Here is a 25,284-nt window from a genome sequence, read left to right as displayed (position 1 = left end):
AACATACAAACCTCCAAACTTTCCAGCCTTAACTCATGCCCACCGCCGCGCCAGAACGCTCCGTCATCGATTCACTGTATCGCATCAGCCGACTGGTCAGTGAGACAGACGACGCCCGCGAAGCGCTGGAAGCCATCCTCCAAGAGCTCGTGGATGTCCTGGGCGCCAGCAGCGCATCCGTTGCGCTGACGAATCCCGACACCAACCTGCTGGAAATCGAAGTGACGCGCGGGCTCATGCTCAACAATCACTTTGCCCTCCCCCTCGGCATTGGCATCACCGGCTGGGTGGCGCTCCATGGCAAACCACTCCTGGTGCCAGATGTTCACGCCGATTCCCGCTACGTGCCCGTTAAGGAGTCTGTACAATCCGAGATGGCGGCGCCAATGCTCATCGACGGCATGCCCGTTGGCGTGGTGAATGTCGACAGCGACCGCCCCGACGCCTTTAGCGAAAACGACCTGAAGCTCCTCTCGCTGCTTACCATTGAAGCCACCTCCGTGGTCAGCCGACTCTGGCTCATTCGCCAGCTCAAGGAAAAGAATCATCAGCTCCAAACATTGCTGCGTATTGGCCAGCTTCTCGGTGGCAAACGCGAGTTGCGAGACGTGCTAAAATCCCTCACCCGTGAGGCGCGCAAGCTCATGCCCTGCAGCATTTGCGCGATCTACCTGCTGAGTGAGGATCGTCGCCGCCTGAAGCTCGAAGTCGTCTCCGGCGCAGAAGGGCCGATTGATTACGAGGAGGAGCTGCCGCTAACGGAAACCGCCGTTGGCGTGGCGATCGACCGCCGCAAGCAAGTCGCGATTCAGAACCTGCCACAGACCGAAGAACACCATTTTCTGGACCTGACTCAAAGCGTCGGGCTTTCCTCGCTCCTGGCCACGCCGATCATTTGCGAAGGCCAGGCCATTGGCGTGCTCAACGCCTACACGGACACGCCGCACCGCTTTAACAACGACGAGCGCCAGCTCTTTACGTCGATGGCCTCAATGGGCGCCGTGGCGATTCAGAACAGCCAGCTTTACTCCCGCGTTTTCCAGAGTGAAGAAAGCCTGCGCAAGAACGAGCGGCTGACCACGCTGGGGCTGCTTTCTGCCGAAATTGCCCATGAGATCCGCAATCCGCTGACCGTCATCAAGCTGTTATTCGAATCCCTCACGCTCGACTTTGGCGTGGAGGACCCGCGCAACAAGGACACCGAGGTCATCAGCGAAAAAATCCAACAGCTCGAAGAAATCGTCGGCCGCGTGCTTTCCTTTGGTAAAAGCCGAACGGGCATGCACGCGCTCTACGACCTGAACAAACTGGTCGACGAAACCATCCTGCTCGTCCGCCTGAAGGCCGAGCAAAGCGGCGTCGAGCTCATCTTTCACAAGCACAAAGAGTCGCTCAGCGTGGAGGCTCACAAGGGTCAGATCCAACAGGTCATTCTCAACCTTGTGCTCAACGCCTTTCAGGCCATGCCGCAGGGCGGCAAGGTCACCGTATCCGTCAAGCGCGACCAGAATCCCATCATGCCGATGGGCTATGTCGAGGTCAGCGACAATGGGCCGGGCATTCCTGTGGAGCTGCGATCCCGTATTTTCCAGTCATTCCTCTCTGGGCGTCCTGAAGGTTCAGGCCTGGGCTTGGCGATTTCCAAGCAAATCATCAAAAGCCACCGCGGCGAGATCAGCCTTGTCGAAACAGGAAAAGCCGGCGCCACCTTTCAGTTTACCATTCCGCTGGTGCGCTAATAAATGCTGCCCCCTCCATGCCCCAAATCTATCTGCACACGCTTGAGGGCCAGGACGTTATTGCCTGGTCAGGCGAGCCATTCCGGGACAGCTTATCGCGTCTAATCAATGACAGTGCAAGCTTCGCCATTTGCGATACCGCCAATGAAGCCGACTTGATCATCCTGCTCGAAATCTGCCGTCAAAAGGGTCGCGAGCACGCCGCAAAATTACTGGCTGATCCCATCGTCGCCGAGCATACCCCGAAAGTCTGCACGCTGAACATTGACGACCATCCAGTTCCCTTCTTGCCAGGCGGCTATGTCAATCTGCCACAATCGCAACACCGCCCGGACACAGTGGCCACAGGCTACCTGATGGTCCCCAATGAACGTGTCCATTACTGGGCTAAACAGCGTGAACAGCCACGCCATTTCCTGGCGACCTTTCGTGGCACCACCAACTGCCCTGCCCGCGAGCAACTGCGTGCGCAGCGTGCCGACTTTGGCGCCGATTTCCTAATTGAAGAACCGGAAACCGGCGCCTGGTATCGTCACAGTGATGAGGCCAAAAACCGCTACTGCGAGGAAATTCTCAACGGCCACTTTGCCCTCTGCCCCGGAGGCCTTGGCCCTTCAACCTATCGACTCTTTGAAGCGATGCAGCTCGAGCGGGCGCCCGTCATTCTATCCGATCGTTGGGCGCCTCCGGAGGGTCCCGCTTGGGCAAGCTGCGCAATTATTCTGCCCGAAAAAGATATCCCTCATCTGCCACACATATTGAAAGACCGACTTGCCGAAGCGCCAAAGCTTGCGGCCAACGCCCGCCATGCCTGGGAACAGTATTTTACGCCAGAAAAACAGATCGTCTGGATTCTCGAAAAGCTCTTGAGGCTGGTGAAATCCGGCGCAGGCAAAACCGCAACCACTTACCGACATCATTGGAATCGCGAAAGCTTCTGGGCTCAACATGGCTTAGCCCGTCATCAGCAGCTCCTCCGTCGTCTTAGCAAACTCACAAAGCGTTAGGACATCTCCCGGAACCAGCGCTCCTGACAAATGTCCCATGGAGCATGCGCCCCCAACTCTACCCACTCATCGCCTTTCTGGCAGCCTGCCTTAGCCTGAAAGCCAATCAGGCAACGGACTACCCACTCACGCTGAGTATCACCTGCGAACAGGACGCGTTTTCCCTCGGCGATGAAATTCCCGTCGTCTTCACGATTACCAACGCGGGCAACGAAGTTTACGAATACGGCGACCGCAATTACGACCGCAGCGGCCGTATGCCGGAATATCGCCTTGTGGCCACCAACGCCAACGGCGAAGCAGCGCCCGACCCACGCGCCAAGATAGGCATATACTCAATGGGCGGCCTCACCCAACCACGCGAACTGAAGCCCGGTGAATCATTTTCCAAAACCATCGCGCTCAACCGCTGGGCGCTGCTTGAGCCCGGCATTTACGAGGTGACCGGCTTCTATGGACATGATCCGTTTGGCGCCCAAGACGCGGCGGGCCAAGTTGCGTCCGTTCCGATCGCGATCACCATCCTCCCCCGCAATGACGAGGCGATGGCTACCTACATTGATGAACTCACTGCGCAACTTCAGGCCACGACTGATGATCAAGAACGCGCGGCGCTCACGAAAAAGCTGATGTATACCCAGCACCCGCTGAGCGCCCAGCCGTTGCTTTGGGCCGCGTATCAGGACGGTTCCGGTTATTGGGCGGATGAGGGCCTGCGACATTACCTGCCGCACAGCAAAGAAGTGATGCAACAGATCATCCACTCCGCCTACGAGCATGGTTTGTCCAGCAGCATGCTGACCATTCTCGAAGAAGAAGAAATCGATCGCGAGATCCTGCTAACGCTGATCGAAATTTCCCTCGCGGAATCGCACCCCAACACTTGGCCAACCGGCGGGCTCGGCGCACAAAAGTATGGCGATGACCGCTTTTCCGAACGGCTAATCGCCATCGCCAACCAGTCCGAGCATCAGGGACGCGCCCAAGCCATTCATGCGCTGGCTAATCACCGCAATGCGCAGAACATTTTGGCGCTGCGCTCACTCTTGGAGGACTCGGACCCCAGAGTTCGCAAAGACACACACAGCGCCATTTACTACGCAATTAATTCGCGCGGCAACGCCACCGGCGAACCCATGCTCAAGATCGACTTTCCGGCAGAATACTGGCGAGAACGCCCTAATTAAGCCTACTCCGGAAACTGACGTTCGCGCACTTCGCTGACGTATTTGCCCAGCGCCTCAACCGCAATCGAGCGCAGGTCCACATACTTCTTCGCAAAGCCCGGATACTTGCCTGCATTGAGGCCGAGGGCGTCCGAAATGACAAGCACTTGCCCGTCAACTTTCGGGCCTGCGCCAATGCCAATCGTGGGAATCTTCACCGCTTCGGTAACCATCGCCGCCGCCTCGGCGTCGACCATTTCCAGCAGCAACGCAAAAGCGCCAGCGTCCTCCCATGCTTTTGCTTCGGCCAGCAAGCGATCGCGTCCCTGATCGGTTTTGCCATACTTGCGATAGCCTCCCAGTTGGAGAACGTCCTGTGGCTTAAGGCCGATGTGGCCCATCACCGGAATGCCCGCACGGGCGATGGCGGCGCATTTCTCGGCGCGGCGGATGCCCCCCTCGATCTTCACACACTCCGCCCCGCCCTGCTGCAACATCCGCGCACAGACATCGAGCAGGTTATCGGTGGAATGACCCGCCACGGCAAACGGCACATCGCACATCAGCAGAGCCGACGGCTTGGCGCGGGCCACCGCAGCGCAGTGGTGGAGCATCATGTCGACCGTCACCGGGATCGTCGACTCAAAGCCCAACGCGGTGTTGCCCAACGAATCGCCAACGAGAATCATGTCCGCCCCGGCTTCAGTCGCGAGTTGCGCGGTGATAAAGTCGTACGCGGTGAGCATGGCGATTGGTCGCTCGCCCTTCAGTCTGCGGATGGTTAGCGTGGTGGTTTTCACGCCGGATAGTTAAGACAGTTTCGCGAGCTTCGTAAACAAGTCTTTGTAGACAACGTCGCGGTTGATGTGGACGACTTCGCGCAGGTAATGGCGACCGTAGTCGACGCTGAAGGTCAAGTCGGCGACATTGAGAATCGGACTCGGCATCAGGCAACTACTGATTCCGTTTTCTTGAACCAGCCATGCGATGGGGGCGATGTCCCACACCACCTTCGAGACGCCCGGCTCATCCATGTCCGGTTTGTAGGTTGAAAAGATCTCGTATAAATAATCGCCGATCTGGCCGCGCCCCTTGGCAAAGCGCTCCATCTCGGCGTTCGTCGAGGCCAGCGACTGCGCCACCAGCGCACAGGGAAAACGCACCAGCGGCACGCCACAGTCGAAGATAAACCGCGAGGCTATGCGGTCGCCCTGCAAATTGAATTCATTCGTCGACCCGCAGTGCACCGGATGGCCGCCCAACCAAAGAACGACGATTTTGCGCGCAATGTCGGGCGCAGCGATCAGGGCTGAGGCAACATTGGTAATCGCACCGATGGCCACCACATAGAGCGGGCGGTCTTCCGTATAACTTCGCGCCAGCTCGATCAGGTGCTCAACCGCTTCGCTTCTGACAGGCGTGTCGTGATTGGCCAACCATTCCGTTGATCCGCGGAAAGCAAACCCGTCCGCCGAACGATCCATAAAATCGAGCAGGCGCAGAATCTCTTCGTAGCTTTTTTCCATGCCATCCGCCGGGCCCGATGAGCGGCTGTTGTGAAAGGGCGCGGCGTAGACTGCCTTCATCGTCATGCGCTCGGGCGAGAGCAGCGCGTAAACGAGGGCGAACTGGTCGTCGATCTCGTTGTAGGTATCGGTGTCGAGCACCATATCCACTGGCTCTGTCGGCCAGGCGAGTTGACGAATCAATGCGTCGGGGGCAAACGGGAGATTCATAGAGCGTTTTTATTTGCGCAAAAACAACCCCTGTCAAATGCTTGTCCTCCGCAATATCTTGCACCGAAGCCGAAACCCAACTCCATGATCAACCAATTCTTTCGCTGGCTTTACCACCACCGCCAACGCCGGGCGGCGCGGGATCGCCTGCAAGGCAAGCGAAAGCTGATTCCCAAGTTTCGGCGGTTCACCAACAGCGCCTTTGAGCGCGCGACATTTGGCAAGTATGACCCGGGCGGCATCAGCCGCATAAAGGCGGTATTCATCTACCTGCCCATTGGCGGGGTCATGATATGGTTTGCCGTGGAAAGCTTTCGTGCGCTGAATATGTTTCAGCCCTAGAAAGGCAAAGTGATGAATTCAAAATGCCGCGAGGCGCAGATGAAGCCCGAAGTTAGGCCATAAAAAAGACCAACGTAACGCTGGCCTTTTTGCATTTTGAACTCTGAATTTTGCGTTTAATTAAACGACCGTCCGCAACCGCAAGTCGAAGCGGCGTTGGGGTTGTTAATTTCAAAGCCCTTGCCGTGAAGGCCGTCATCGAAGTGGATGCGGCAACCGTCCAAGTAGGAAAAGCTGGCCGGATCGACCAGGAAATCGATGCCCTGATCGCTCAGGCGTTCGTCGTCGGCTTTAGGCTCGTCGAAAGTCATGCCGTATTCAAAGCCCGAGCAACCACCCGGCTCGATGAAGACGCGGAGGAGTTTGTCAGCCGCGTCAGCTTCAGCTTGGAGCTTACGAATTTGGGCGGCGGCGGATTCGGTTAAATTGATCATCCCTCAAATTTGCGTGAAGACCGTCGCAATGTCAAATATGGAGCGGTTTCCGGCTCGCGAGCAAGAAACGTGCACATTTCGATCTTTCCGCTTGATTGAAACGCTTCCTCGTTTATCGTGCGGAACAGTGGAACGGTTAAAACACCTCTTCAACGAAATACACTACGAGCTAGTCCGGAAGATCGCCGAAGGCGGTATGGGCGTCGTTTACGAAGGCCGACAGCATGGCAGTGACGAGTTCTGCAAGGTCGTCGCCATCAAGCTGATCCGTGAAGAATTTTCCGTGTTTGATGAGTTTCGCAGCAACTTCATTGGCGAAGCCCGCCTGGTCGCTGACCTCATCCACACCAACATCGTCCAGACCTACCACCTGGGCGCCTTGGGCGATCAGTATTTCATGGTGATGGAGTATGTAAACGGCCTCAATACCGAGGAGTTTATTAATCATCACATCGAGACCAATCAGCTGATCCCGGTCGATTTGGCCGTGTTCATTGTCTCCCGCGTCGCCCGTGGCCTCGCCTACGCGCACAACAAGCGCGACGTCCATGGCCGCCCGGTCGGCATCGTCCACCGCGACGTGGGCCCGAAAAACATCATGCTCGCCTACGAGGGCGACGTGAAGCTGACGGACTTCGGCATCGCGAAGGCGCTCGACCTCATGTATAACGAGGAGGGCGAAGTCATTGCCGGTAAGGATGAATACCTCTCCCCCGAGCAAGCGCGCAAGGAAGTCACCGACGCACGCGCGGACATCTTTCCCTGCGGCATTGTCCTCTCTGAGCTGCTGCTGGGCTACAACATTTTCGAAGGTGAAGACTCCGAAACCACCCGTGAGCGCATTCTCACGCTGGACCTGCCGGACTTCCGCCGCATGCGCGATGGCGTCGACGACAAGCTCAACGACATTCTCTACCGCACGCTGGCCCGCAACCGCGAAGACCGCTACCAGTCGGCCACCGAGTTGCTCACGGCGCTTGAGGTCTACCTTTACAGTGACGGCTACGGCCCAACCAACGAAAAGCTTGCCCTCTACCTGCAGGATCTTTTCGGGCCCGACGGCGACAACGCCGCCCAACGTCACGGACAACGCTAACCAAACCTAACTTTCACGCCCACACCAATACCCCATCGTGAGCGACTTCTTTCCAGTAATCTATGGCACACCAGGGACTTCAACAGGTTCAGAAGCAGGCGCAGACCCTTGTCCTCGCGCCGCAGTTACGTCAGTCCCTTAAAATTCTACAAGCGCCTACGCTGGAGCTGCGTAATTCCATTCTGGAAGAGCTGCAGCAAAACCCAACTCTTGAAGAGCTGCCCATCGAAGGGATTAGCCTTGAGCAACAAGCCAGCGAAGGCACTGAGTCCCAAGATAACGAGCCCAACAACAGCGACGAGCTTCAGTTGAGCGAGGAAGATTACTCCAAGCTCAGCCAGCTGGATGAAGATTACCGCGAGTATTATACTCAGGAAGCATCCAACTCGCAATTCACCAGCGAAGACGCCCAACGCCGCCAGCACTTTTTTGATTCGCTCGTCAGCGAAACATCCTTGCAGGAACACCTCCTGCGCCAAGCCGATCTCTGCGACCTGACGCCCTCGCAAAAGGAAGGCATCGATTACCTGATCGGCAGCCTCGACGACCGCGGTTTCCTCACGATTAGCCTATCCGACGCCGCCCTCATGACGCAGCTGCCACTGAGCGACATGCAGTTCGTGGCCGATGTGCTGAAGTCCCTCGACCCGCCCGGCATTGGCGCCAAGGATTTGCAGGATTGTCTCCTTACTCAGCTCAAGCTGACAGAACGCGACGATACGCTGGCTGCCGAGATCATTCGCGACCACTACGAGCTCCTGCTGCGCCACCGCATTCCGGACATCGCACGCAAGACCGGCTCAAAGATCGAAGAAGTCCAGTTTGCCATCGAGGAAATCGCCGCGCTGGACCCGGCGCCGGGCAGCAAGTTCAGCGACGACAACAACCGCGTTGTCGTGCCCGACGTCACCGTCGAAAAGAACGACGACGAATGGCAGATCATCCTCAACAACGACTACATCCCCCGCCTCCGCATCAGCCCGGCTTACAAGGAGATGATCGCCACCGGCAAAATCATCGGCAAGGACAAGGAATACATCCGCGAAAAGATTCGCGCCGGCCGCTTCCTGATGAATTCCATCGAGCAGCGCCAGCAGACCATTGAGCGCATCACGGAGGAGATCCTCAAATACCAGCTCGAGTTCTTTGAGCACGGCGTCTCCAAGCTGCGCCCGCTCACCATGAACCAGATCGCGCAAACCGTCGGCGTGCACGAAACGACCGTCAGCCGCGCCATTGCCAACAAGTTCATCGAGACGCCCCACGGCGTATTTGAGTTCAAGTATTTCTTCACCCCCGGCTACCAGGGCAAGGACGGCCAGGCCGTCTCCAACAAGTCCATCAAGGACCGCATTGCGAACATCATCAGCAATGAGAACCCGGCGAAGCCTCTCAGCGACCAGGAAGTAGTGAAAATCCTCGCCGAAGAAGACGTCAAAATCGCCCGCCGCACCGTCGCCAAATACCGCGAAGAACTCGGTATCCTGCCAACGAATTTAAGACGGCGGTTTCATTAGGGGCGAATCGCGGCATAAAGCCGCTCCCACCGGATAATGCGGCTCTTGGTAGGAGCGGCTTTATGCCGCGATGAATAGCCTATGCGGGATCAATCAGATATTCTGAATTCCCAGGCGCTACCTAAAATTCTTTAGCGGGAAGACCTCGGCGATGAAGGAGTAATCCCGACCCTTCTCCAGAACCGCGAGATCGTATTCGAGCGCCAACGCTGCGATCAGACAGTCTATGATGCTTCGAATCGTAAGCCCTTTCTTCCTGCAGGCGTCAAAGATTTCTGCCGCTTGAATGTGCGTTTCGAGGGTCGGGTTAATCAGGATGAAGTGACTCAGCTCCTTGATCACTTTCGCCCGGTCCTTCTTCGCTTTAATGCCCGTCAGGATTTCTTGGATGATGAGCCCCGTGATGAAGACGTCCACTTCATCGGCCAACAGCGCTTCGAGCTTTGCGACCTCTCCGGTTTCCCGGCCTTGTAGAAAATGAATCCAGACAGTGGTGTCGACAATGACCATGCCTAGGTTCGATTCGCGCGCATGGCGTCAAGATCGCCTTCCCAGCGAATCTTGCCCTTGAGCTTGAGGATGCTCTTTTGCTCCTTCCGGCGAACGAGTTCCCGCAGGGCGTAGTCAATCAAGCCCTTTTGAGTTTCGATTCCGGTGAGCCGCATCCCTTTCCCAACTAGCTTTTCGTCGAGCACAATGTTCGTCCGCTTCATACACACAGAGTAAGCCAAGCGTGTGTATCGGTCAATGCATACTTTTGAGTTAAGCAGTACTTAGGATAGCCCGCCCCCTGCCTTGTTGACATCTTTAGTTTTGATGCGACTCTCTATTGTAGTGATCGTCTTGCCAAAGCCTTCATGAGTGTTTTTCTTCTTCAGCGACTGGATCACTCTTTCAGCCTTTTTCTCTTTTCCGAGATGATGAAGAAGTATCGATGCTGCCAATGGCTGATTCATAACACAGCCGTGAAAATACTCTTCATCAAGAAGTTGCTGAATAACCCATTCGAGATTGGTAGCTTTCTCAAGGTATGGTAGACCGATACTTGCAATTAATTCTGTCACTTCATTTCCAACCTGCTCTGCGTCCGTCTCTAGATCAACTTCCCACCAATAATCTTTTCTTTCCGGCATAAGTAAGCCAATCCGGAAACGACATACCGGAGCTGCGCTTCCGGGATTCTTGGGAAATGGCTTGGACGTCCAGATCTCGTGAAAATATGGTAGAACCAGCATTAAGTTCACGGTAAAACGCGCTGACTCTGGAGAATTCCACATACTCGACTGAAAATTCACTACCCAATAAAGATCACCTACTTCCTTGATGAAGGAACGCGCCATCTTGCGAAAACCCGTCTCCTTGAAAAATTGCTTCGGTCCACTTGCAAGAACTTGGTCGATAACTTTCGAAGAAGGTGATTTCATGTCGTTTCTGCTAAATAATATTTTTAAGCGACGAAAACGTCATATAGCTACACGCAGGCCATCGGACAGTAAAGTACTTTACATCGACATCTGGCAAAGCTCGCAGGCAATTCGACTCGTAGGTCATTGTTCTTTACAAGAGGACTCGTTTGGTGCGCGAAGTAAGAGCCAGTGGCAAAAAGCCCCTGCTTGTTGTGGTGCAAACCTACCCGTGGTTGCGCCTCAACCATTATCGTGGTTGTGACCAAAGCCTTACGTGGTACGCGAAGAAGCGTCGGCGACGCTTGCCAGGAGTGTCGGCGACACTTCGAGCTACAGTCGGCGACGCTTGGTCCAGCAGTCGGCGATACTTAAGACGCATTGGATGCCTTTATCGGGCCGACTTTTCATGCTGAAAGTATGCCCGAAACGTCCGTAGAGGGCAATAGCGGAAACGGGTTTTCTATAATAATTCTCGGCGCAAATTGCCTAAAGGTGGAGCCCGGCGTCCCGACCGGGGCTGCTCTTGCCCCTCGGCCAGTAGGATGGAACAAGCCTGCCAGGGGTAGCAGGCTCCACCTTTTGGTCGAAAGAAGCTCAACTCCCCCCGCCCCCAAGGTTACCCATTCCAAATCACGCCTCATCGCAAAACGCGCTGGCAAAGCGGCCATAAAGCGATCATACCTTGGAGCATGCAGGTTATTTCCAAGCGAAAGAAACACTACGACGTCAATGCGGACCTGCATGACTACCTCCGCCAGTATGGGCGCGAGATGGATTTGCCCATTCTCTACAAGGGACTCACGCAGCCCTACGAATCCTTTCCGCTGCTCGACAAGGAGGGCGAGGACACGCTGTGGCAGACCTTCATTTACGAGCCGACCATTTTCCAGGAAATCAACGAGGCGCTGACCCGCATCTACGCCCTGCTCCAGATCGCTGGCAACGAAAGCGTCGAGCACCTGCGCGTGGACCGCGTGGACTTCTGCTCGTTCGGCAATTCCCAGCCGTTCCGCATCCGGATCATCAACCAATACAACGACAACTACGACTACTTCTACGTGAAGCGGGCGGACGCGTCGCGCATCTACGGCCTCGAGCTTGAGGAAATGCTCTCGCCGTCGAGCATCAACTACCTCGTCCACCAGGACACGCTGATCGAGGAGCACATCGTCGGCGTCCCGGGCGACCAGTTTATCCGCGAATACTTTGGCCGCGAAAGCCTGAACCGCGTCCGCGTGGCCAAGGAGTTCATCAAGTTCAACGAGCGGTGCTTTGCGCGCCTGCTCGGCGACATGCGCTCGTATAACTACGTGGTCGGCATCACGCCCGACTTCGACAACGAGCAATATCGTGTGCGCCCGATCGACTTCGACCAGCAGAGCTACGAAGGCCGCCACAAGATTTACCTGCCGCAGTTCTTCAAGGACAACCTGCCCGTCGTCCAGCTCTGCACTGGCCTGCTCAACTTCGAGACCATCCAGCAGTATCAGATCGAGGAACGCGCGCTCATGGCCCGCCGCGCGAACACCATCCCCTACCGCCTCAGCAACCTGCGCACCTGCATGGGCGAGGACACCATTTCGCCGCCCGAAAAGACTGAACAGCTCAAGCGCGAATTGGCGGAATACCACGGCTTCACCGGCTTCCTCGATTGCAAAACCATGGGCGAACTCGTCTTCCGCCACATCGACTACCTGCTGTTTGAGCAGGACCTGGGGTAACGGGGTGAGGCGCGACCAGCGAAGCGTGTTTTTCTCACGCAAAGACGCAAAGTCGCTAAGGCCACTTCAACTGAATTTTAAACTTTGCGCCTTTGCGTCTTTGCGTGAGTCTCTAATTGCTGCCTCTCAGCCTTCGTGCCCTCTGTGCCCTTCGTGGTTAAGAATGCGTCGCACGAAGGCGCGCTTTCATAAACCACAGCAGCCCAGTGCGATACCATGCATTAGGGATTTTCATCGGTGCGGCAAAAAGTTTAATGGCGGAAATGGCTTGCCGCGCAGGCCTCGCGTTAATAAGACCCATTTGCAATATGGAACTGTTGGTCGAAACAAGCAACGCGGCAGCCCCCTACCTCGAGTGGCGGGACGACCTCTCGTCGCAGGACGAGCGGACGCGGCGCTTTGACCAATGGCTCTTCCTGAATGCCGCCAGCGTCTTGCTTAGCGAGAAAACCGGCGAGCTCCTGGCGATGTCCTGGGATGAGCTCAATCTCGACATCGGTGAGGTTGAGACTAACTTGCAGCGTCTGGCAGGAGAATGGGGCTTTGCCTACCGCCTGCTGCACGTGAGCGACACCACCCTGAAGTTCGTGGTCTATCAGCCGGACCGCCTTCAGGAGGTGCTCGACATCGCGCCAGCTTGCGTGATGAGCGGCAAGCTCAATTACCACATGCCACTCACGGCGGAAAGCTTCATCGACGAGGTGCGCGACCGCTGGGAGCAACATGGCAACCTGCCGCACGAGATCGGCCTCGCCCTGGGCTACCCGATTGAGGACGTCTTCGGCTACATGGGCCTCATGCCCCTGCCCTGCCTCGGCGCCTGCGGTTGGCGGGTGTATGGCTGCATGCAGGAATCCCAGCGTCGCAGCTGCGCTTATCAGCAAGCCCGCTGCACGGCGCTCAAATTTTTGGCTGGCGCTCCAGGCGTCGAGCTCTGCGCATAAAAAACGCCGCGATCCCCGAGAGGATGCGGCGCTGTGGCCAACGCCACGAAAGGCGTTGCGGGTTACTTAGCGACGATTGCGTCGGTCGGGCACTGCGGCACGCAACGAACGGCGCCCATGTTGGCGCAGTCATTGCAGAGATCAGCGTCGACAACGTAGGTCTTTTCGGTTGCGTGGGCGCTCACGGCGTTGCGTGGGCAGACCGGACGGCAAGCGTCACACATGACGCAGAGGTCGGGCTTGATGATATACATGGCTTTTTTCTTTCGGTTGAAGTTAAGGTTGAGCGGCTAACTCTTGTCTCAATAAAAAAGCCAATATCTTTGCATTCGCAAGTCAAAATCGCACAAAAATGATCCATAAAGCCTTATTTTACAGCCACTTACAGACTTATTCGCGCAAATGAGACGCAGTAACGCCAAACGGCCTGTAATTGAGACACAAGTACAGGACTTATGCGCGTGAAGCCCCTATGCCCAAATACTCAACGAGGCACTAAGCCCCACTCCTAACGTGAACATGCCTAAGCCGCTCAATACGGCCGCCCCCCCCAAGCGGTGAACCTTGCCTAAGTAACCTTAGCTCTGCTTTGCGCCTAGGTGGACATCTCCCTCGTGCACGCCGTCAGGGCCCTGCCCCGGGCGATACTTCAACGACAGGCACTCGTGGTACTGGATAACGGGCGTCCCACGTCGCGGGCAGCGCACCATCACCCAACGATGCTCGAGATCCGAGCAAAGCGACTGACTGCGTGGCGCATCCCCTTCCCGTGTTCGGCACTCCCAGACCATCTGAGAGCGGGCTTGGGTTTCCGTTTCGCCGACTACGATTTCCCAAGCGTCTTCGACGTAAACATGCGCCTCGTCGAAAAACTTGGCCTTCAGCTTTTGATGCTGCTCAAAGCCCTCGTAGCCGCGCCATTCGGCGTCGCCAAACTTCATTACGAAGCCATCTTCGGCCAGAATGTCGATGAAGCCAGCCAGCCCCAGATGCTCATCCTGGCGGCGACCCCATTCGCGGATAAGGTGCTTCGTTTCGTCAGCGCTAACCATGCGCTCTAAGACAATAAAAAGGCCCGAAGTTCCCAAGACTAATCTCAGAAACTTCGGGCGTTTGAAAAAGAATCAGAATCTTCGTCTACCTCACAGCCCCGGCCTACGGCCGGCTCTCCGATCCAACCGGAGGTTGGCTAGTGGGCGACTTCGACCTTCTTGCCCTTGGGCTGACCAATGGCGGCGAGCAACTCGTCGAACCAAGGCTCGTCGATGCTGAACGGCTTGCCCCCCTTAATGCGCTCGAACTCGATGGCGCGCAGGATGTTGCTTTGGTCTTCGTCGTGACCGATAACGCCAGTCTTGCCTTCGTGCGCACACTGAACCGCGAGGTCCGTGCAGCTCTTGATCAGGCGAAGGTCGTCAGTGTTGGCCGGAGCGGCGCGGCTGAAGTAGCCACTCTTCTGCACCATGTTCTTCTCGGCGCCGAGGGCTTCCGCGAACTTGCTGCCAAAGTATTTGCCTGGGTTGACGGCGTCCAGCTTCACGTGGCCAAAGGCGTCACGCGGCACTTCCTGGCCGGCGGCTTCCATTTGCTTGACGATGGATTCCACGCCTGCGCCTTCGGAAACGAAGATGTTCACGCAGTCGACTTCGTCCATGATCTGCTTCAGCCGAGCGGCTTCGGCTTCGAGGTCGATTTCCATCTCGGGAATGTAGATCGCGTGCACGTCAACGCGCTTTTCGCTGAGGCCCAGACCGGGCACGAAACCACGGTCGCCGAGGATCTCGTCGCGGTAGTATTTGGCGGTCGCGGCCGTCAACCAACCGCAGGAGCGGCCCATGACTTCGTGGACGATCAACATGCGCGGGTTGGCGTTGTGCTCAGCCACGATGTTGCGGAAATACTTCGCGCCTTCTTCGGCCGCGGTCCAGGCGCCGAGGCTCTGGGCAATCGGGAACACGTCGTTGTCGATGGTCTTCGGCAAGCCGATAACCTGCAGATCGTAATCGTTGCGCTTCAGGAACGCGGCGAGGTCGGCAGCGGCGGTGTTGGTGTCGTCGCCACCGATGGTGTGGAGCACGTCCACGCCGTCCTTGACGAGCTGGTCCGCGGCGACCTTCTGCGGGTCTTCACCTTCCTGCACGAGGCCGCGCTTCACGCAGTCCTTCACGTTGGTCAGCTTCACGCGGCTGTTGCCGATCGGGCTGCCGCCGTGGCGGTGGAGGATGTGCGCGTCCTTGCGCATCTCGGGCGTCACGACGATGCTCTCGCCGAGCAGGAGGCCCTTATAGCCACCCACATAGCAGATGATCTCGATGTCCGGCGCGATCTCCGTGTAGCGTTCAATCAGGCCGCCAATGGCGGAGGATAAGCAGGGGGCGAGGCCGCCTGCAGTAAGGATTCCGACTTTTTTAGGTGCTCCCATAGCGCGTCCATCCAATCAATCTGCGCCTTGGAGGGAAGCAAAAACCGGCGCTGAGCCGCTTTTATCGGAATTGCTTGATTCGGCTAGTAGCGCGCAAACTCAGTCGTTTTGCGTTACGCTGGCCCAGTTCGCCTGGGCGGACTTGGCCAAAGCGTCTTGATTGCCCGCATTCCATTTTTTCAAGGTGTCGCCCCAAAAACCGTTGTAGAATAAATACAACCGCCCCTCGACTATTTTGAAAGTCTTTGGATCGACATCGACTTTGCTGCCATCGTCTGCCATCGCCCAAGCACACCAACCGCCAAATGCGGGCTCGTATTTGCCTGGATCAGCGTCGAAGATTTGCTTGTTTGCCGTGTTCACAAAGTAGTAAGTGACGCCACGGTAAACACTGGCAATCCGGGCGTTGCCCTTCTGCGGATGATTGGAAAAATAGGACACCGGGTCATAGCCCTGCGCTCCGAGGTCGCCCGAATCGAGATTGAAATCCGCCTGACGCTTGACTGGCGCCCAATTACTTTGCGCGGCAGAGTTACTTTGCAATGCAGAGTCTGGAGCCGCACACGCTAGCCCGGCAACAAACGCCAATGAAAAGACGAACACGAGAAACTGAAATTTTATCATGCGCTCTTTGACGCCTGACTGGCCAATACCTGACAGAAAAACTTTTTCGCTCGGACTTCATTTTCTCTGCAAGTAATCCAGTGCGAACACGACACAGTTCACCATGAACGCACCTCTCGCCAAACTCTCTAAACGCACAGCCGTCATCAGCTGGATCTGTCAACTGTTCCCCGCCGTCATCCTGCTGCAAACGCTCTACTTCAAGTTCACTGCGGCGCCGGAAACGGTGTATATCTTCGACACCATCGGGCTCGGCGCCGCAGGGCGAATTGGCTCGGGCGTCGTTGAATTAATTGCGGGCGTTTGCCTGCTCATCCCCCGCCTCGCGTGGCTGGGCGCAGTGCTCGCCATCGGCACGCTAACCGGCGCCATCGCCACACACCTTGGCCCATTGGGGATTACCTTTGACTACCCGGGCGGTCATGAAGACGGGTCCTTATTTGCCTTGGCGTGCCTCTCGTGGGTGAGCAGCGCAGTCGTGCTGTACATCCGCCGTCAATCGATTCCCATCATCGGTTCGAAACTCGTAAAATGAACACTTGTCGCCGGATGCAGTCTTAATGAAGACTGACCTATGGCGAGTAAAGCCCGTGCACTATTCATTTCCCGTCTGGCGATCATCGCCACAATCACGCTGCTTCTGGCGATGGTCCTGCAAGGGCCGCTCGACAGCTGGATCAATCAGCGCGCATTAGGCCACCTCGACTACGCCAACCAGCAATACCTGGACGAATCCTTTGACGACGCCTCCCGCCTGTTTCTCATCCTGACTGCGGTGAAAAGCGTGCTGGCCGTCGTCGAAGGCAGCGAGCTCGGCGTGGGCTTTGGGCTGGAGGTCGGCGACATCGTGCAGGGCGTGTATGACTACGTGGACTTCGCCTGGCAAATCGTTCTGTGGGCCACGATGATCATCGTCATGACACGCATGCTGCTGGAGGTCTCGCAGTATCTTGACCAATGGCTTCTCGCGCTCGCGCTGGCCTCGATGCTGTGTTACCTGACGGCAGCCTGGTTCGCGCCCAAGCGACGGGCGGTGGGCCGCGTCTTGCGCGACGTCACGTTTTTCAGCACGATTCTGGCGCTTGCGGCCTACGCCATCGTGCCACTTGCAGTCTGGGGCGGCAGCGCGCTATCGGAGCAAATTACCGAGAGCCAACTCATCGAGGCGGAAAGCAACCTCACACTCCTCAGCCTCGAACTCAACGAGCGCTATGACGCCATCGAGCAGGCCGACGGCATCCTGACCAAAGCCGCCAAAGTCAAGGAGGCCACCGGCGCCCTAACCAAGTACCTGACCACACGCGCCACGCAATTATTCTGGGACGTCATCACAGTCAGCGCCGCCTACTTGTTCGACACGATCATCTTTCCGCTGGGATTGTTTTTTGGCATGTTCTGGCTCACCAGGCTCATTGGCCGGTACCTGTTTGGCCTGCGACGCGGCCAAGTCATGCGTGAAGATATGGACGCCCTGATGGCGCGTTATTGGGCGGAGCGTCAGCCCGTGAAACAATCGCCAGCCGTGCTGGACAGCAAAAAGCCAGACTCGCCGGAATAACCAACGCGCATTTGAAATTTACGGCAAACGCGCCATGCTGTCCGCATGAAGCCACTGATTACACTCTGCCTATTCACTCTTGTTTTCGCGAATTCCCTCTTCGCCAAAGTCATCGAAAAACGCGTCCCCTACTCACTGGACGGGACATCGTTCGAAGGCGTGCTGGTCTACGATGACGACCTCGACGAGCCCAAACCGGCAATCCTCATGGTTCCCAACTGGCTCGGGATGACGCCAGAATCGATTGAAAAAGCAAAGAAGGTGGCCAGCGACGACTATGTTGTGTTTGTCGCGGACATGTACGGTGTGGATATTCGCCCGAAAAACAGCGCCGAGGCCGGCCAGGCGGCAGGCTTTGTTCGCAGCGACCGCGACCTCATGCGCAAGCGCGCGCAGAAATCACTTGAAGTGCTGCTTTCACAGCATGCCCCCACCAAGAAAACACAGACCGCCGCAATCGGATTCTGCTTTGGTGGCGGCGTCGTGCTGGAGCTTGGCCGCACTGGCGCCGACCTGGACGCCATTGTCTCGTTTCACGGCGACCTGCTTTCCCCGACACTCACCGCCGACGCTGGCAAAACCCAGGCCAGCGTCCTCGTGCTCCACGGCGCAGATGACCCCTTTGTCCCGCAAAGTGACGTGCAGCAATTTGTCGCCACCATGATGCAGACCAAGGTCGACTGGCAGCTCGTCCAATTCAGCAACACCGTCCACTCCTTCACCGACCCGCACGCCAACATGCCCGGCAAAGCCGAATACAACGCCCTCTCCGCCAAGCGCGCCTTCGACTACATGGACGAATTGTTCGACGAAAAGTTCGGCGACTAGCATTTCGTTAACATGTGTTGGGGTTCCGCCTGAAGGCGGAACCCCAACACCAAGAGAACAGCCCCTCTCCGCCCCTCAGCCTTTCTCGGTTAAAGAGTTGCCCTAAAGGTGGCCCGTGGCATGCTACTGCGTTTTCCTAAAATTACATTATGGCAAACGCAGCGATATTTCTATGTGCGGGCAGCGGAACGCGCATGCGTGGCAAGGTGGCGGACAAAGTCCTAACGCCGCTCGGCGGTAAACCCGTGTTTTGGCACTCGGTGAAAGCCTTCGTCGACAGCGGCTTGACTGAGCACGCCGTCATCGTCTATCGCGACAAAGAGCAACGTATTGAGCTGGCCAAAGTCCTGGGCGACCTCAACGTCGAGCACTGGAACATCGCCTGGGTGGCTGGCGGCAAGGAACGGCAAGACTCCGTTTTCAATGGCCTCAGCGAAGTGTCGCTCCTCGTGGACTACGTATTCATCCACGATTGCGCGCGCCCGATGATCCGCCCGGAGAACATCCAGGCGCTCTACGACGCTGCCCTTCAAGACAACGCCGCCGTCTTGGCCCACCGCGTCGCCGACACCATCAAGCGCGCGGCAGGCTCCCAGCGCAAAACCACGGCGCGTCGGCTTAAAGATGTGCCCCGCTCCAATCTCTGGGCCATGGAGACGCCGCAAGTCTTTCACCGTGAAACCATTTTGGAATCCTACCGCAGGCTGCGGCTGGCCAATGAATCCGTCACCGATGACACCGCCGCTTACAGCCGCGAAGGCCACAAAGTCACCCTCGTCGAGAACCCATATCCGAACCCGAAGTTGACGACGCCCGCTGACCTGCCTTATCTAGAATTCCTCCTTCAACAAAAATCTTCATGAGCCTCCCCTTTCGCATCGGTCTCGGTTACGACATTCACCGCTTCGCCCTCGCCCGCCGACTTGTCCTCGGCGGCGTGGAAATCCCTCACGACAAAGGCCTCGACGGACATTCCGACGCGGATTGTTTAACCCACGCCCTGGCCGACGCAGTCCTCGGCGCACTCGGCCTGCCCGACATCGGCCACTTTTTCCCCAACGACGATCCAAGCTGCAAAGACATGGACTCGCAGGACATCCTACGCCGCGCGGTGAATGAAGCCCACAGCCGCGGTTATGCCGTAGGCAATGTCGACATCGCTCTCATCGCGGAAGAACCCAAGATCGCGCCTCACCTCGATAAGATGAAGGCCGTGCTCGCCGAGAGCCTGCAAATCGCGCCCACCGAAGTCGGCCTCAAGGCCACGACCAACGAAAAGATCGGCGACCTTGGACGCTGCGCCGGCATCGCCGCGCACGCCGTGTGCATGCTGATGAAAAAGGACTAACCCCGCGATGGGCGACGCCGCGAAAATCGTCCTCAGCCTGATCGGCGCCGTGCTGCTCGTGCTGCTCTGCGTGGAGGTCATGGGCCCCGGCCACACCTCAGCCAATACGATTTTCGCCGTCACCTTTCTCGTGCTCCTCACCTACGCCGTCATGCGGTTCTTTAAGAAGAAGCCGAAGGCGTAAAAAGGTGGCGCGGATCGTCTCGATCCGCAGTTTCACCCAGCTTGGCCAGCGTTACACAGTGCAGATCGAGACGATCCCGCGCCACCTGCTAATTGGCTTGAATATTTCCCCTGCCCTCACGCATGCTTTTCAAGTGGCCGCCTAACAGGCCACCACCACCCATGATCGACGTCACCACACCAGCCATTCTTTTCCCGGCGGTATCGCTGCTGATGCTGGCGTACACCAACCGTTTCCTGGCGCTGGCGAAGATCGTGCGTGACCTCGCCGGGCAGCTTATCGAGCACGACGACGAATCCCTCCGCCGCCAAATCGACAACCTCGAGCTGCGCCTAACCTTGATCAAATGGATGCAGGCGCTGGGCATCCTCTCGCTGCTGAGTTGCCTGGTATCGATCCTCGCGATCCACACGGATTTCCAAATGCTCGGCGAGGTCCTCTTCGGCCTGAGCATCCTGCTGCTCTTCGCCTCGCTCAGCGTCTGCCTGCGCGAGGTCCTCCTGGCCGGCAACGCCCTAAAAGTCGTCCTCGAAAAATGCCGCCCCGACGGCAAATCACGCAAGCGCTAGCACACCCCAGTTTAGCGGCCATCCCCCTCCAGCGGAGGGCAACAGTCCGTTGGCGCCACCCCATGCAACCGCCAGCCAATCCCCACCGGACCCGTCACTGCGTTTTTCTGCACATCCACGCCCTCTTCGCTTGCCCCGCCGACCGCTTTCTGACACGATAATCCCAGCAACCGCGCGCTCAAACGAGCCGCCCAGGGCCTTTCAAGTATCGCCCACTGTGCGACCAAGCGTCGCCGACTGTCACTCGAAGTGTCGCCGACACTCCCGGGAAGCGTAGCCGACGCTTCTTCCAAAGCCTGTAGGGGCTATGCTCTCAATGCCCAGCTGTGTTGCGTCACGAAACACCGGTGTTTTGCCCCAACTTCCAAGTAAGGTTCGCGAGTCCCTGCCCAGCAAGGTCATCCTTCCGCCGCGTTCCATCACCCAATGAAAAGACAAGAATTGGATCATTGGAATTTGTGAATTGAGATTTTCTTGTATCAACCTACAACCTTGACGAAGAAATGACCTTCGACCAATTTGAATAGAAGATCAGCACCGAAGATCTGCTCAGTTCGTAAGTTAAACGGTGCGATCAATAACACTGTTGAATAGAATAACATGGACCACCAAACAGCATTAAGACGTCTGAGGAGTAGGGAAATTTTGTCTGCAGCTTTTGACTACGCAATTTTCGATAGGCAAAATGGAGACCATTTCTTTGATCCTATAGAAATTGAATACTCGATATCAAATAGAGAGAGCATAATAGCAGAAATAATAAGCGAACTTGATAATGTTGAAGCTTATCAACCTAGAACCGCATTTGCCTACTTTCCTCCTAAGAATCACTTATGTGACCGAAGGATGGTATACATACCGTTGAAGGATTTGGTGGTCAGGTATGCCATCACTATACTATTTTCCGAGGAAGTAGAATATGAGATTCTTGATGAGTGCTTTGCCAACCGCAGGGCAACCGGAGACGCCCAGAACATTCGCTTTACCGAAGAATTTGCGACAGGTGGCTGGCCACGTTTTTGCGAATGGCAGCAAGAGAAATGCGACGAACACAATGTCTTAGTGAAAGCCGACATTTCAGCATTTTATGACTCTGTTTCTCACGAATATTTGGTTGATGCGATAGAAAGGCATCTGTCGATACCCAGAGATACTGAAATAATTCGACTATTTATGCGATTACTGAAGACGCGTGTGATTTATTATTCGCAGGCAACAGGTCAAATTGCTCAGCCATCCCAATTGCACCAAGGATTACCTATAGGCGATGGCGTTGAGGGGTATTTAGCAAATATCTACCTGAAGGATGTCGATGATGCTATGACGAGTCTTGGCGCCACCTATGGTCGTTACGTAGACGACATCAGAATATTTGGTAGTTCACGGGTTGAAGTTTTAGGACATTTAAGGTCTCTACAAGAATGCTTGCTGAATCTTGGCCTAAATCTCAATTCGTCAAAAACCACTATCGCAGAGAATGAAGCAGAGATGGATGATTTAAGATCCTCAAACTATCTCGTTGATGCTTCAATAGAGATCGAAGTTGAGAACGCAGGATTACAGATCTTAGACCAAGAGATTGATGCACCATTCGAGGAATTCGATAGAGTCTTTAACGAAGGTGATGATATCGACCGAAAGAAAGATGGTAAGGATTTCTGTAAATATATGAGTTCACATACTGCTGATGGTCATCCGGTCCTTTCGCTCGAAGATAGAGCTATTTGGCATGTTAATATGCTAGCTGATTTTGTTGAAATTGGTAGAGGTGCATCTAAGCATGCAACATGGTTACTCGTTCAAACTGCTCTATATCGAGGAGTTTCTCCCGACACCCAGGAACATTGTAGATCAAAGATCCTAGAATTATTATCCAGCGAGAGCGTCTGTGACTACGCTAAGTATAGATGCCTCCACCATCTTTTAAAGAAGAGAGGCCAACGTCAGTTTCGTTTCTTTGATCAACTTGAAGATGAAGAGCGGCAATCAATTCTTTATCTGCTACCAGCCTTTCTCTCAGCACGAGCATTTGAGTTAAATTTAATAGGGATTTACATGGCGTCAGTGTCAGACATGGAGATTCAGGAAATAAGAAGAAGGGCTCATGAACATTCCGCTAGATCATGCGAGCCGGTCCGCAGTGCACTTAGTCGATTGAATGACCAGACATTAGCCACACATCCTGTGACCACTGTCGTGGCTGAGCCTGATGAAAGGCCAGACCCGTATTGAAAATTACAACAAGTCGGTGGGCACACCTGAGTATTCCCCGTTCCATAGGGTGGCAACAACGGAGTGTTGCCCTCCGGGAAATGGGGTCGTGCGGATGAGCCTTCGTAGCGAGGTGTGGCCAAAGCCCGCCCGGCGGAGCATTAATGCTCCGGGGCGTCTTCGATGTTGATTGAGCCTTCGGCGTCTTCGGGTTCGCGGACGGAGTCGATCAGGGCCTGGATTTCCGGGCCGGGCTTTTCGCAGACGAACGACAGCGCGATCGCGACGACGAAGTTGATCACCATGCCGATGGCGCCGATGGCCGCCGGTTGGATGCCGGGCTCGCTCAGGCCCCAGAAGGTCCACTGCGCCATGCCGAAGTATTTCACCGCGATGATGTAGAACATCGTGAAGCCCATGCCCGCGATCATACCGAACACCGCAGGCGTCGTGCTGACGCGGCGGTTAAAGATGCCCAGCAGGATGACCGGGAAGAAGCTCGCCGAGGCCAGACCAAACGCAAAGGCCACCACCTCGCCCACAAAGCCGGGCGGGTAGATGCCGAAGATGCCCGCGATCACCACGGCCAGGCCGATGAAGCCACGGCCCACGAGGAGGCGTTGCTTCTCCGACGCCACGGGGTTGATGATGCGATAATACAAGTCGTGCGCGACGGAAGAGGAAATCACCAGCAGCAGGCCACTCGCCGTGGACAGCGCCGCCGCCAAACCACCGGCCGCAATGAACGCAATGATCCAGTTGGACAACTCGGCCATCTCGGGCGTGGCGAGCACGATGATGTCCTTGTCCGGACCGCTCAAGCCCATGTCGCGCAGGATGGCGCGGCCGTCCTCGCCACGGGGATCGGCGGAGTCCTTGGTGTCGATGTAGAGCTGGTGATCCTTGATGATGTGGAGCAGCTCGCTGTCGCTGAGCGTCGGCCCTTGGCGGAAGATTTCGTTGTCGTCCTTGTTGGAAAAGTGGAGTTTGCCGTCGCCGTCGTCCACCCAGAGAATCAAGCCGGTTTCCTCCCAGTTAGTAAACCACTTGGGGATGTCCTGCTCGGTCGCGCCGTTGAGCGTATTGATCATGTAAAAGCGCGCAAAGCCAGCCAGCGCTGGTGCGCTCAGGTAGAGGCCCGAGATAAAAAGCAGCGCCCAGAAGCCGCTCCATCGAGCCGCCGCCGGCGACTTCACCGTGTAGAAGCGCACGATCACGTGCGGCAGACCAGCGGTGCCGGCCATCAGAACGAGGGCGACCATGAAGACGTTCGCCTTGTCCCACTTCCCCTGGAAAGGCTCAGTGTAGCTGCTAAAGCCGAGCTCCTTGTGCAGGCCGTCGAGGCGATCGAGCAGCATCATACCGCCGTCAATGAGCTCGGAGCCGAGGCCGATCTGCGGCACCATTTCACCGGTCAGCTTGAGCGAGATCGCAATCGTCGGCACGAGGAAGGCCGTTATCAGCACCCAGAACTGCGCCACCTGCGTCCACGTGATGCCCTTCATACCGCCGAGGGTCGAATAGACGAAGACGATGATCATGCCGATCACCACGCCGATGTTGATATCCACTTCGAGGAAGCGGCTAAACACAAGGCCCACGCCGCGCATTTGCCCGGCCACATAAGTAAAGCTCACGAACAGCGCGCAGACCACCGCCACGACGCGCGCGGGGTTGGAAAGGATGCGCGCCATCATCGTGTCGGGCTTGCCTTTGGCAAAGCTCGTGCCGAAGCGGTCACCCACGAAATCCGGCACCGTAAAGTGCCCAAACTTGCGCAGATACGGCGCGATGAGCAGCGCCAAAAGCACGTAACCGCCGGTCCACCCCATCAAGTAAACGCCGCCGGAATACCCCATGGTCGAGACCAGACCCGCCATCGAAATAAAGGACGCGGCAGACATCCAGTCGGCCGCCGTCGCCATGCCATTAGCGGACGCCGGCACGCCGCCTCCGGCAATGTAAAAGCCCTTGGTGTCGGCCACGCGCGCCCACCAGGCAATGCCCAGATAGAGCGAGAAACTCAGGCCAACGAAAATGTAGGTCCAAACTTGAACGCTCACGCCTGGCCTCCCTTCGCCTTAAACTCGTCCATCTCGCGCTTGTGCTTGCGGTCGAGCGCGTTCATCGCGATGGCGTAGATGAGGATCAGGAAAACAAAGACGATGATCGACCCCTGCTGCGCAAACCAGAACCCGAGCGGATAGCCCGTGCCGAACAGGTGAATGTCGTCCAGCACGTCGGCAAACAAAATGCCGCAGCCAAAGCTGACAAAGGCCCAGATAAACAGCAGGCCGAGCGTGATGGTTAGGTTCGCGCGCCAATAGCGATTGACGAGCGCTTCTTTCGTAGGGGCGTCTTGAGGCACGCGCGCTTTTATCGGCGCTTAATACGTTCAGCGCAAGCAATATTTATTAGGCAAGTGAGTGATG

Annotated in this window: 28 protein-coding genes; 16 read left to right on the top strand and 12 right to left on the bottom strand. The window is 56.5% G+C overall.

Annotation, left to right across the window (positions count from 1 at the left end; translation table 11 throughout):
• Positions 1-35: 35 nt before the first annotated feature.
• From RBB63_RS19175 to RBB63_RS19165, 3 genes are read left to right on the top strand one after another with little or no spacing between them, the layout of a single operon-like run.
• Positions 36-1,739: a GAF domain-containing protein gene (locus RBB63_RS19175; RefSeq protein ID WP_309386704.1), complete on the top strand. Its 1,704-nt coding sequence runs from the start codon at positions 36-38 to the stop codon at positions 1,737-1,739.
• A 17-nt stretch (positions 1,740-1,756) separates the two neighbouring features.
• Positions 1,757-2,746 carry an exostosin domain-containing protein gene (locus tag RBB63_RS19170; protein WP_309386702.1) on the top strand — a complete coding sequence of 330 codons (990 nt, stop codon included), beginning with the start codon at positions 1,757-1,759 and terminating at the stop codon, positions 2,744-2,746.
• Between the two features lie 44 nt (positions 2,747-2,790).
• Positions 2,791-3,933 (top strand): HEAT repeat domain-containing protein, encoded by a 1,143-nt coding sequence (locus tag RBB63_RS19165; RefSeq protein ID WP_309386701.1) that lies wholly within the window; start codon positions 2,791-2,793, stop codon positions 3,931-3,933.
• Between the two features lie 2 nt (positions 3,934-3,935).
• Here RBB63_RS19165 and panB read toward each other — a convergent pair whose 3' ends face one another.
• Both panB and RBB63_RS19155 read right to left on the bottom strand, forming a co-directional pair.
• Positions 3,936-4,712: a 3-methyl-2-oxobutanoate hydroxymethyltransferase gene (gene panB / locus RBB63_RS19160; RefSeq protein WP_309386699.1), complete on the bottom strand. Its 777-nt coding sequence runs from the start codon at positions 4,710-4,712 to the stop codon at positions 3,936-3,938.
• Between the two features lie 9 nt (positions 4,713-4,721).
• Entirely contained in the window at positions 4,722-5,648 is a 927-nt protein-coding gene (locus tag RBB63_RS19155) for a nucleoside hydrolase (RefSeq protein WP_309386698.1), read from the bottom strand.
• Positions 5,649-5,732: 84 nt separating this feature from the next.
• On the opposite strand from RBB63_RS19155, the gene RBB63_RS19150 reads away from it, so the two are divergent.
• The gene (locus RBB63_RS19150; protein WP_309386696.1) at positions 5,733-5,990 is read left to right on the top strand and encodes a hypothetical protein; all 258 of its coding nucleotides are present in this window, start codon (positions 5,733-5,735) and stop codon (positions 5,988-5,990) included.
• 116 nt (positions 5,991-6,106) lie between these two features.
• Here RBB63_RS19150 and erpA read toward each other — a convergent pair whose 3' ends face one another.
• On the bottom strand, positions 6,107-6,424 hold the full coding sequence (gene erpA, locus RBB63_RS19145; protein ID WP_309386695.1) for an iron-sulfur cluster insertion protein ErpA: 318 nt from the start codon (positions 6,422-6,424) through the stop codon (positions 6,107-6,109).
• 127 nt (positions 6,425-6,551) lie between these two features.
• Here erpA and RBB63_RS19140 point away from each other — a divergent pair, with 127 nt between their 5' ends.
• Together RBB63_RS19140 and rpoN are read left to right on the top strand one after the other, a co-directional pair.
• The gene (locus tag RBB63_RS19140; protein WP_309386694.1) at positions 6,552-7,520 is read left to right on the top strand and encodes a serine/threonine-protein kinase; all 969 of its coding nucleotides are present in this window, start codon (positions 6,552-6,554) and stop codon (positions 7,518-7,520) included.
• 62 nt (positions 7,521-7,582) lie between these two features.
• Entirely contained in the window at positions 7,583-9,037 is a 1,455-nt protein-coding gene (gene rpoN / locus RBB63_RS19135) for an RNA polymerase factor sigma-54 (RefSeq protein WP_309386693.1), read from the top strand.
• A 117-nt stretch (positions 9,038-9,154) separates the two neighbouring features.
• Here rpoN and vapC read toward each other — a convergent pair whose 3' ends face one another.
• The 3 genes from vapC to RBB63_RS19120 are packed head-to-tail and all read right to left on the bottom strand — an operon-like array spanning position 9,155 to position 10,461.
• Positions 9,155-9,547: a type II toxin-antitoxin system VapC family toxin gene (gene vapC / locus RBB63_RS19130; protein ID WP_309386692.1), complete on the bottom strand. Its 393-nt coding sequence runs from the start codon at positions 9,545-9,547 to the stop codon at positions 9,155-9,157.
• A gap of 2 nt (positions 9,548-9,549) precedes the next feature.
• Entirely contained in the window at positions 9,550-9,750 is a 201-nt protein-coding gene (locus RBB63_RS19125) for a type II toxin-antitoxin system VapB family antitoxin (RefSeq protein ID WP_309386691.1), read from the bottom strand.
• 60 nt (positions 9,751-9,810) lie between these two features.
• On the bottom strand, positions 9,811-10,461 hold the full coding sequence (locus RBB63_RS19120; RefSeq protein ID WP_309386688.1) for a DUF4304 domain-containing protein: 651 nt from the start codon (positions 10,459-10,461) through the stop codon (positions 9,811-9,813).
• Between the two features lie 671 nt (positions 10,462-11,132).
• Between RBB63_RS19120 and RBB63_RS19115 the strand changes: the two genes are divergently transcribed.
• Positions 11,133-12,164, top strand: a complete 1,032-nt coding sequence (locus tag RBB63_RS19115) for a hypothetical protein (RefSeq protein ID WP_309386687.1) — start codon at positions 11,133-11,135, stop codon at positions 12,162-12,164.
• 308 nt (positions 12,165-12,472) lie between these two features.
• Positions 12,473-13,108 (top strand): DUF3793 family protein, encoded by a 636-nt coding sequence (locus tag RBB63_RS19110; protein ID WP_309386685.1) that lies wholly within the window; start codon positions 12,473-12,475, stop codon positions 13,106-13,108.
• A 62-nt stretch (positions 13,109-13,170) separates the two neighbouring features.
• Here RBB63_RS19110 and RBB63_RS19105 read toward each other — a convergent pair whose 3' ends face one another.
• The 4 genes from RBB63_RS19105 to RBB63_RS19090 all read right to left on the bottom strand — a co-directional run bounded on the left by RBB63_RS19105 (position 13,171) and on the right by RBB63_RS19090 (position 16,154).
• A complete protein-coding gene (locus tag RBB63_RS19105; protein ID WP_309386684.1) occupies positions 13,171-13,362 on the bottom strand; it encodes a 4Fe-4S binding protein in 192 nt (63 codons plus the stop codon).
• A 324-nt stretch (positions 13,363-13,686) separates the two neighbouring features.
• Positions 13,687-14,160: a hypothetical protein gene (locus RBB63_RS19100; protein ID WP_309386682.1), complete on the bottom strand. Its 474-nt coding sequence runs from the start codon at positions 14,158-14,160 to the stop codon at positions 13,687-13,689.
• 137 nt (positions 14,161-14,297) lie between these two features.
• The gene (locus tag RBB63_RS19095) at positions 14,298-15,530 is read right to left on the bottom strand and encodes a pyrophosphate--fructose-6-phosphate 1-phosphotransferase (RefSeq protein WP_309386681.1); all 1,233 of its coding nucleotides are present in this window, start codon (positions 15,528-15,530) and stop codon (positions 14,298-14,300) included.
• A 99-nt stretch (positions 15,531-15,629) separates the two neighbouring features.
• Positions 15,630-16,154: a YHS domain-containing (seleno)protein gene (locus tag RBB63_RS19090; protein ID WP_309386680.1), complete on the bottom strand. Its 525-nt coding sequence runs from the start codon at positions 16,152-16,154 to the stop codon at positions 15,630-15,632.
• A gap of 103 nt (positions 16,155-16,257) precedes the next feature.
• Between RBB63_RS19090 and RBB63_RS19085 the strand changes: the two genes are divergently transcribed.
• The 8 genes from RBB63_RS19085 (at position 16,258) to RBB63_RS19050 (ending at position 22,873) form a co-directional block, all read left to right on the top strand.
• Entirely contained in the window at positions 16,258-16,689 is a 432-nt protein-coding gene (locus RBB63_RS19085) for a DoxX family protein (RefSeq protein WP_309386678.1), read from the top strand.
• 39 nt (positions 16,690-16,728) lie between these two features.
• Positions 16,729-17,712: a hypothetical protein gene (locus RBB63_RS19080; RefSeq protein WP_309386676.1), complete on the top strand. Its 984-nt coding sequence runs from the start codon at positions 16,729-16,731 to the stop codon at positions 17,710-17,712.
• A gap of 45 nt (positions 17,713-17,757) precedes the next feature.
• Positions 17,758-18,540 carry a dienelactone hydrolase family protein gene (locus RBB63_RS19075; protein ID WP_309386674.1) on the top strand — a complete coding sequence of 261 codons (783 nt, stop codon included), beginning with the start codon at positions 17,758-17,760 and terminating at the stop codon, positions 18,538-18,540.
• Positions 18,541-18,689: 149 nt separating this feature from the next.
• Positions 18,690-19,403, top strand: coding sequence for an IspD/TarI family cytidylyltransferase (locus RBB63_RS19070; protein WP_309386673.1), 714 nt, complete (start codon positions 18,690-18,692; stop codon positions 19,401-19,403).
• The gene (gene ispF, locus RBB63_RS19065; RefSeq protein ID WP_309386671.1) at positions 19,400-19,888 is read left to right on the top strand and encodes a 2-C-methyl-D-erythritol 2,4-cyclodiphosphate synthase; all 489 of its coding nucleotides are present in this window, start codon (positions 19,400-19,402) and stop codon (positions 19,886-19,888) included. The genes RBB63_RS19070 and ispF overlap by 4 nt, the downstream gene beginning before the upstream one ends.
• A gap of 7 nt (positions 19,889-19,895) precedes the next feature.
• A complete protein-coding gene (locus RBB63_RS19060; protein ID WP_309386670.1) occupies positions 19,896-20,072 on the top strand; it encodes a hypothetical protein in 177 nt (58 codons plus the stop codon).
• A gap of 161 nt (positions 20,073-20,233) precedes the next feature.
• Complete coding sequence (locus RBB63_RS19055; protein WP_309386669.1) at positions 20,234-20,641, top strand: DUF2721 domain-containing protein; 408 nt, start codon at positions 20,234-20,236, stop codon at positions 20,639-20,641.
• A gap of 600 nt (positions 20,642-21,241) precedes the next feature.
• On the top strand, positions 21,242-22,873 hold the full coding sequence (locus RBB63_RS19050) for an RNA-directed DNA polymerase (protein WP_309386668.1): 1,632 nt from the start codon (positions 21,242-21,244) through the stop codon (positions 22,871-22,873).
• Between the two features lie 140 nt (positions 22,874-23,013).
• On the opposite strand, the gene RBB63_RS19045 is transcribed toward RBB63_RS19050, so the two are convergent.
• Both RBB63_RS19045 and RBB63_RS19040 read right to left on the bottom strand, forming a co-directional pair.
• The gene (locus RBB63_RS19045; protein WP_309386666.1) at positions 23,014-24,915 is read right to left on the bottom strand and encodes a sodium:solute symporter family protein; all 1,902 of its coding nucleotides are present in this window, start codon (positions 24,913-24,915) and stop codon (positions 23,014-23,016) included.
• Complete coding sequence (locus RBB63_RS19040) at positions 24,912-25,220, bottom strand: DUF4212 domain-containing protein (protein ID WP_309386664.1); 309 nt, start codon at positions 25,218-25,220, stop codon at positions 24,912-24,914. The genes RBB63_RS19045 and RBB63_RS19040 overlap by 4 nt, the downstream gene beginning before the upstream one ends.
• Between the last annotated feature and the right edge of the window lie 64 nt (positions 25,221-25,284).

This window comes from Cerasicoccus frondis (genome assembly GCA_031296915.1).
GTDB classification, from domain to species: Bacteria; Verrucomicrobiota; Verrucomicrobiia; order Opitutales; family Cerasicoccaceae; genus Cerasicoccus; species Cerasicoccus frondis.
This window is presented reverse-complemented; position numbering and strand designations above follow the sequence as displayed.

What these genes read in the sequence shown, in the direction of transcription:
- RBB63_RS19175 (WP_309386704.1), top strand. Translation starts at nt 36, where the DNA reads ATGCCCACCGCCGCGCCAGAACGCTCCGTCATCGATTCACTGTATCGC.
- RBB63_RS19170 (WP_309386702.1), top strand. Translation starts at nt 1,757, where the DNA reads ATGCCCCAAATCTATCTGCACACGCTTGAGGGCCAGGACGTTATTGCC.
- RBB63_RS19165 (WP_309386701.1), top strand. Translation starts at nt 2,791, where the DNA reads ATGCGCCCCCAACTCTACCCACTCATCGCCTTTCTGGCAGCCTGCCTT.
- RBB63_RS19155 (WP_309386698.1), bottom strand. Translation starts at nt 5,648, where the DNA reads ATGAATCTCCCGTTTGCCCCCGACGCATTGATTCGTCAACTCGCCTGG.
- RBB63_RS19150 (WP_309386696.1), top strand. Translation starts at nt 5,733, where the DNA reads ATGATCAACCAATTCTTTCGCTGGCTTTACCACCACCGCCAACGCCGG.
- erpA (WP_309386695.1), bottom strand. Translation starts at nt 6,424, where the DNA reads ATGATCAATTTAACCGAATCCGCCGCCGCCCAAATTCGTAAGCTCCAA.
- rpoN (WP_309386693.1), top strand. Translation starts at nt 7,583, where the DNA reads ATGGCACACCAGGGACTTCAACAGGTTCAGAAGCAGGCGCAGACCCTT.
- vapC (WP_309386692.1), bottom strand. Translation starts at nt 9,547, where the DNA reads ATGGTCATTGTCGACACCACTGTCTGGATTCATTTTCTACAAGGCCGG.
- RBB63_RS19125 (WP_309386691.1), bottom strand. Translation starts at nt 9,750, where the DNA reads ATGAAGCGGACGAACATTGTGCTCGACGAAAAGCTAGTTGGGAAAGGG.
- RBB63_RS19120 (WP_309386688.1), bottom strand. Translation starts at nt 10,461, where the DNA reads ATGAAATCACCTTCTTCGAAAGTTATCGACCAAGTTCTTGCAAGTGGA.
- RBB63_RS19115 (WP_309386687.1), top strand. Translation starts at nt 11,133, where the DNA reads ATGCAGGTTATTTCCAAGCGAAAGAAACACTACGACGTCAATGCGGAC.
- RBB63_RS19110 (WP_309386685.1), top strand. Translation starts at nt 12,473, where the DNA reads ATGGAACTGTTGGTCGAAACAAGCAACGCGGCAGCCCCCTACCTCGAG.
- RBB63_RS19105 (WP_309386684.1), bottom strand. Translation starts at nt 13,362, where the DNA reads ATGTATATCATCAAGCCCGACCTCTGCGTCATGTGTGACGCTTGCCGT.
- RBB63_RS19100 (WP_309386682.1), bottom strand. Translation starts at nt 14,160, where the DNA reads ATGGTTAGCGCTGACGAAACGAAGCACCTTATCCGCGAATGGGGTCGC.
- RBB63_RS19095 (WP_309386681.1), bottom strand. Translation starts at nt 15,530, where the DNA reads ATGGGAGCACCTAAAAAAGTCGGAATCCTTACTGCAGGCGGCCTCGCC.
- RBB63_RS19090 (WP_309386680.1), bottom strand. Translation starts at nt 16,154, where the DNA reads ATGATAAAATTTCAGTTTCTCGTGTTCGTCTTTTCATTGGCGTTTGTT.
- RBB63_RS19085 (WP_309386678.1), top strand. Translation starts at nt 16,258, where the DNA reads ATGAACGCACCTCTCGCCAAACTCTCTAAACGCACAGCCGTCATCAGC.
- RBB63_RS19080 (WP_309386676.1), top strand. Translation starts at nt 16,729, where the DNA reads ATGGCGAGTAAAGCCCGTGCACTATTCATTTCCCGTCTGGCGATCATC.
- RBB63_RS19075 (WP_309386674.1), top strand. Translation starts at nt 17,758, where the DNA reads ATGAAGCCACTGATTACACTCTGCCTATTCACTCTTGTTTTCGCGAAT.
- RBB63_RS19070 (WP_309386673.1), top strand. Translation starts at nt 18,690, where the DNA reads ATGGCAAACGCAGCGATATTTCTATGTGCGGGCAGCGGAACGCGCATG.
- ispF (WP_309386671.1), top strand. Translation starts at nt 19,400, where the DNA reads ATGAGCCTCCCCTTTCGCATCGGTCTCGGTTACGACATTCACCGCTTC.
- RBB63_RS19060 (WP_309386670.1), top strand. Translation starts at nt 19,896, where the DNA reads ATGGGCGACGCCGCGAAAATCGTCCTCAGCCTGATCGGCGCCGTGCTG.
- RBB63_RS19055 (WP_309386669.1), top strand. Translation starts at nt 20,234, where the DNA reads ATGATCGACGTCACCACACCAGCCATTCTTTTCCCGGCGGTATCGCTG.
- RBB63_RS19050 (WP_309386668.1), top strand. Translation starts at nt 21,242, where the DNA reads ATGGACCACCAAACAGCATTAAGACGTCTGAGGAGTAGGGAAATTTTG.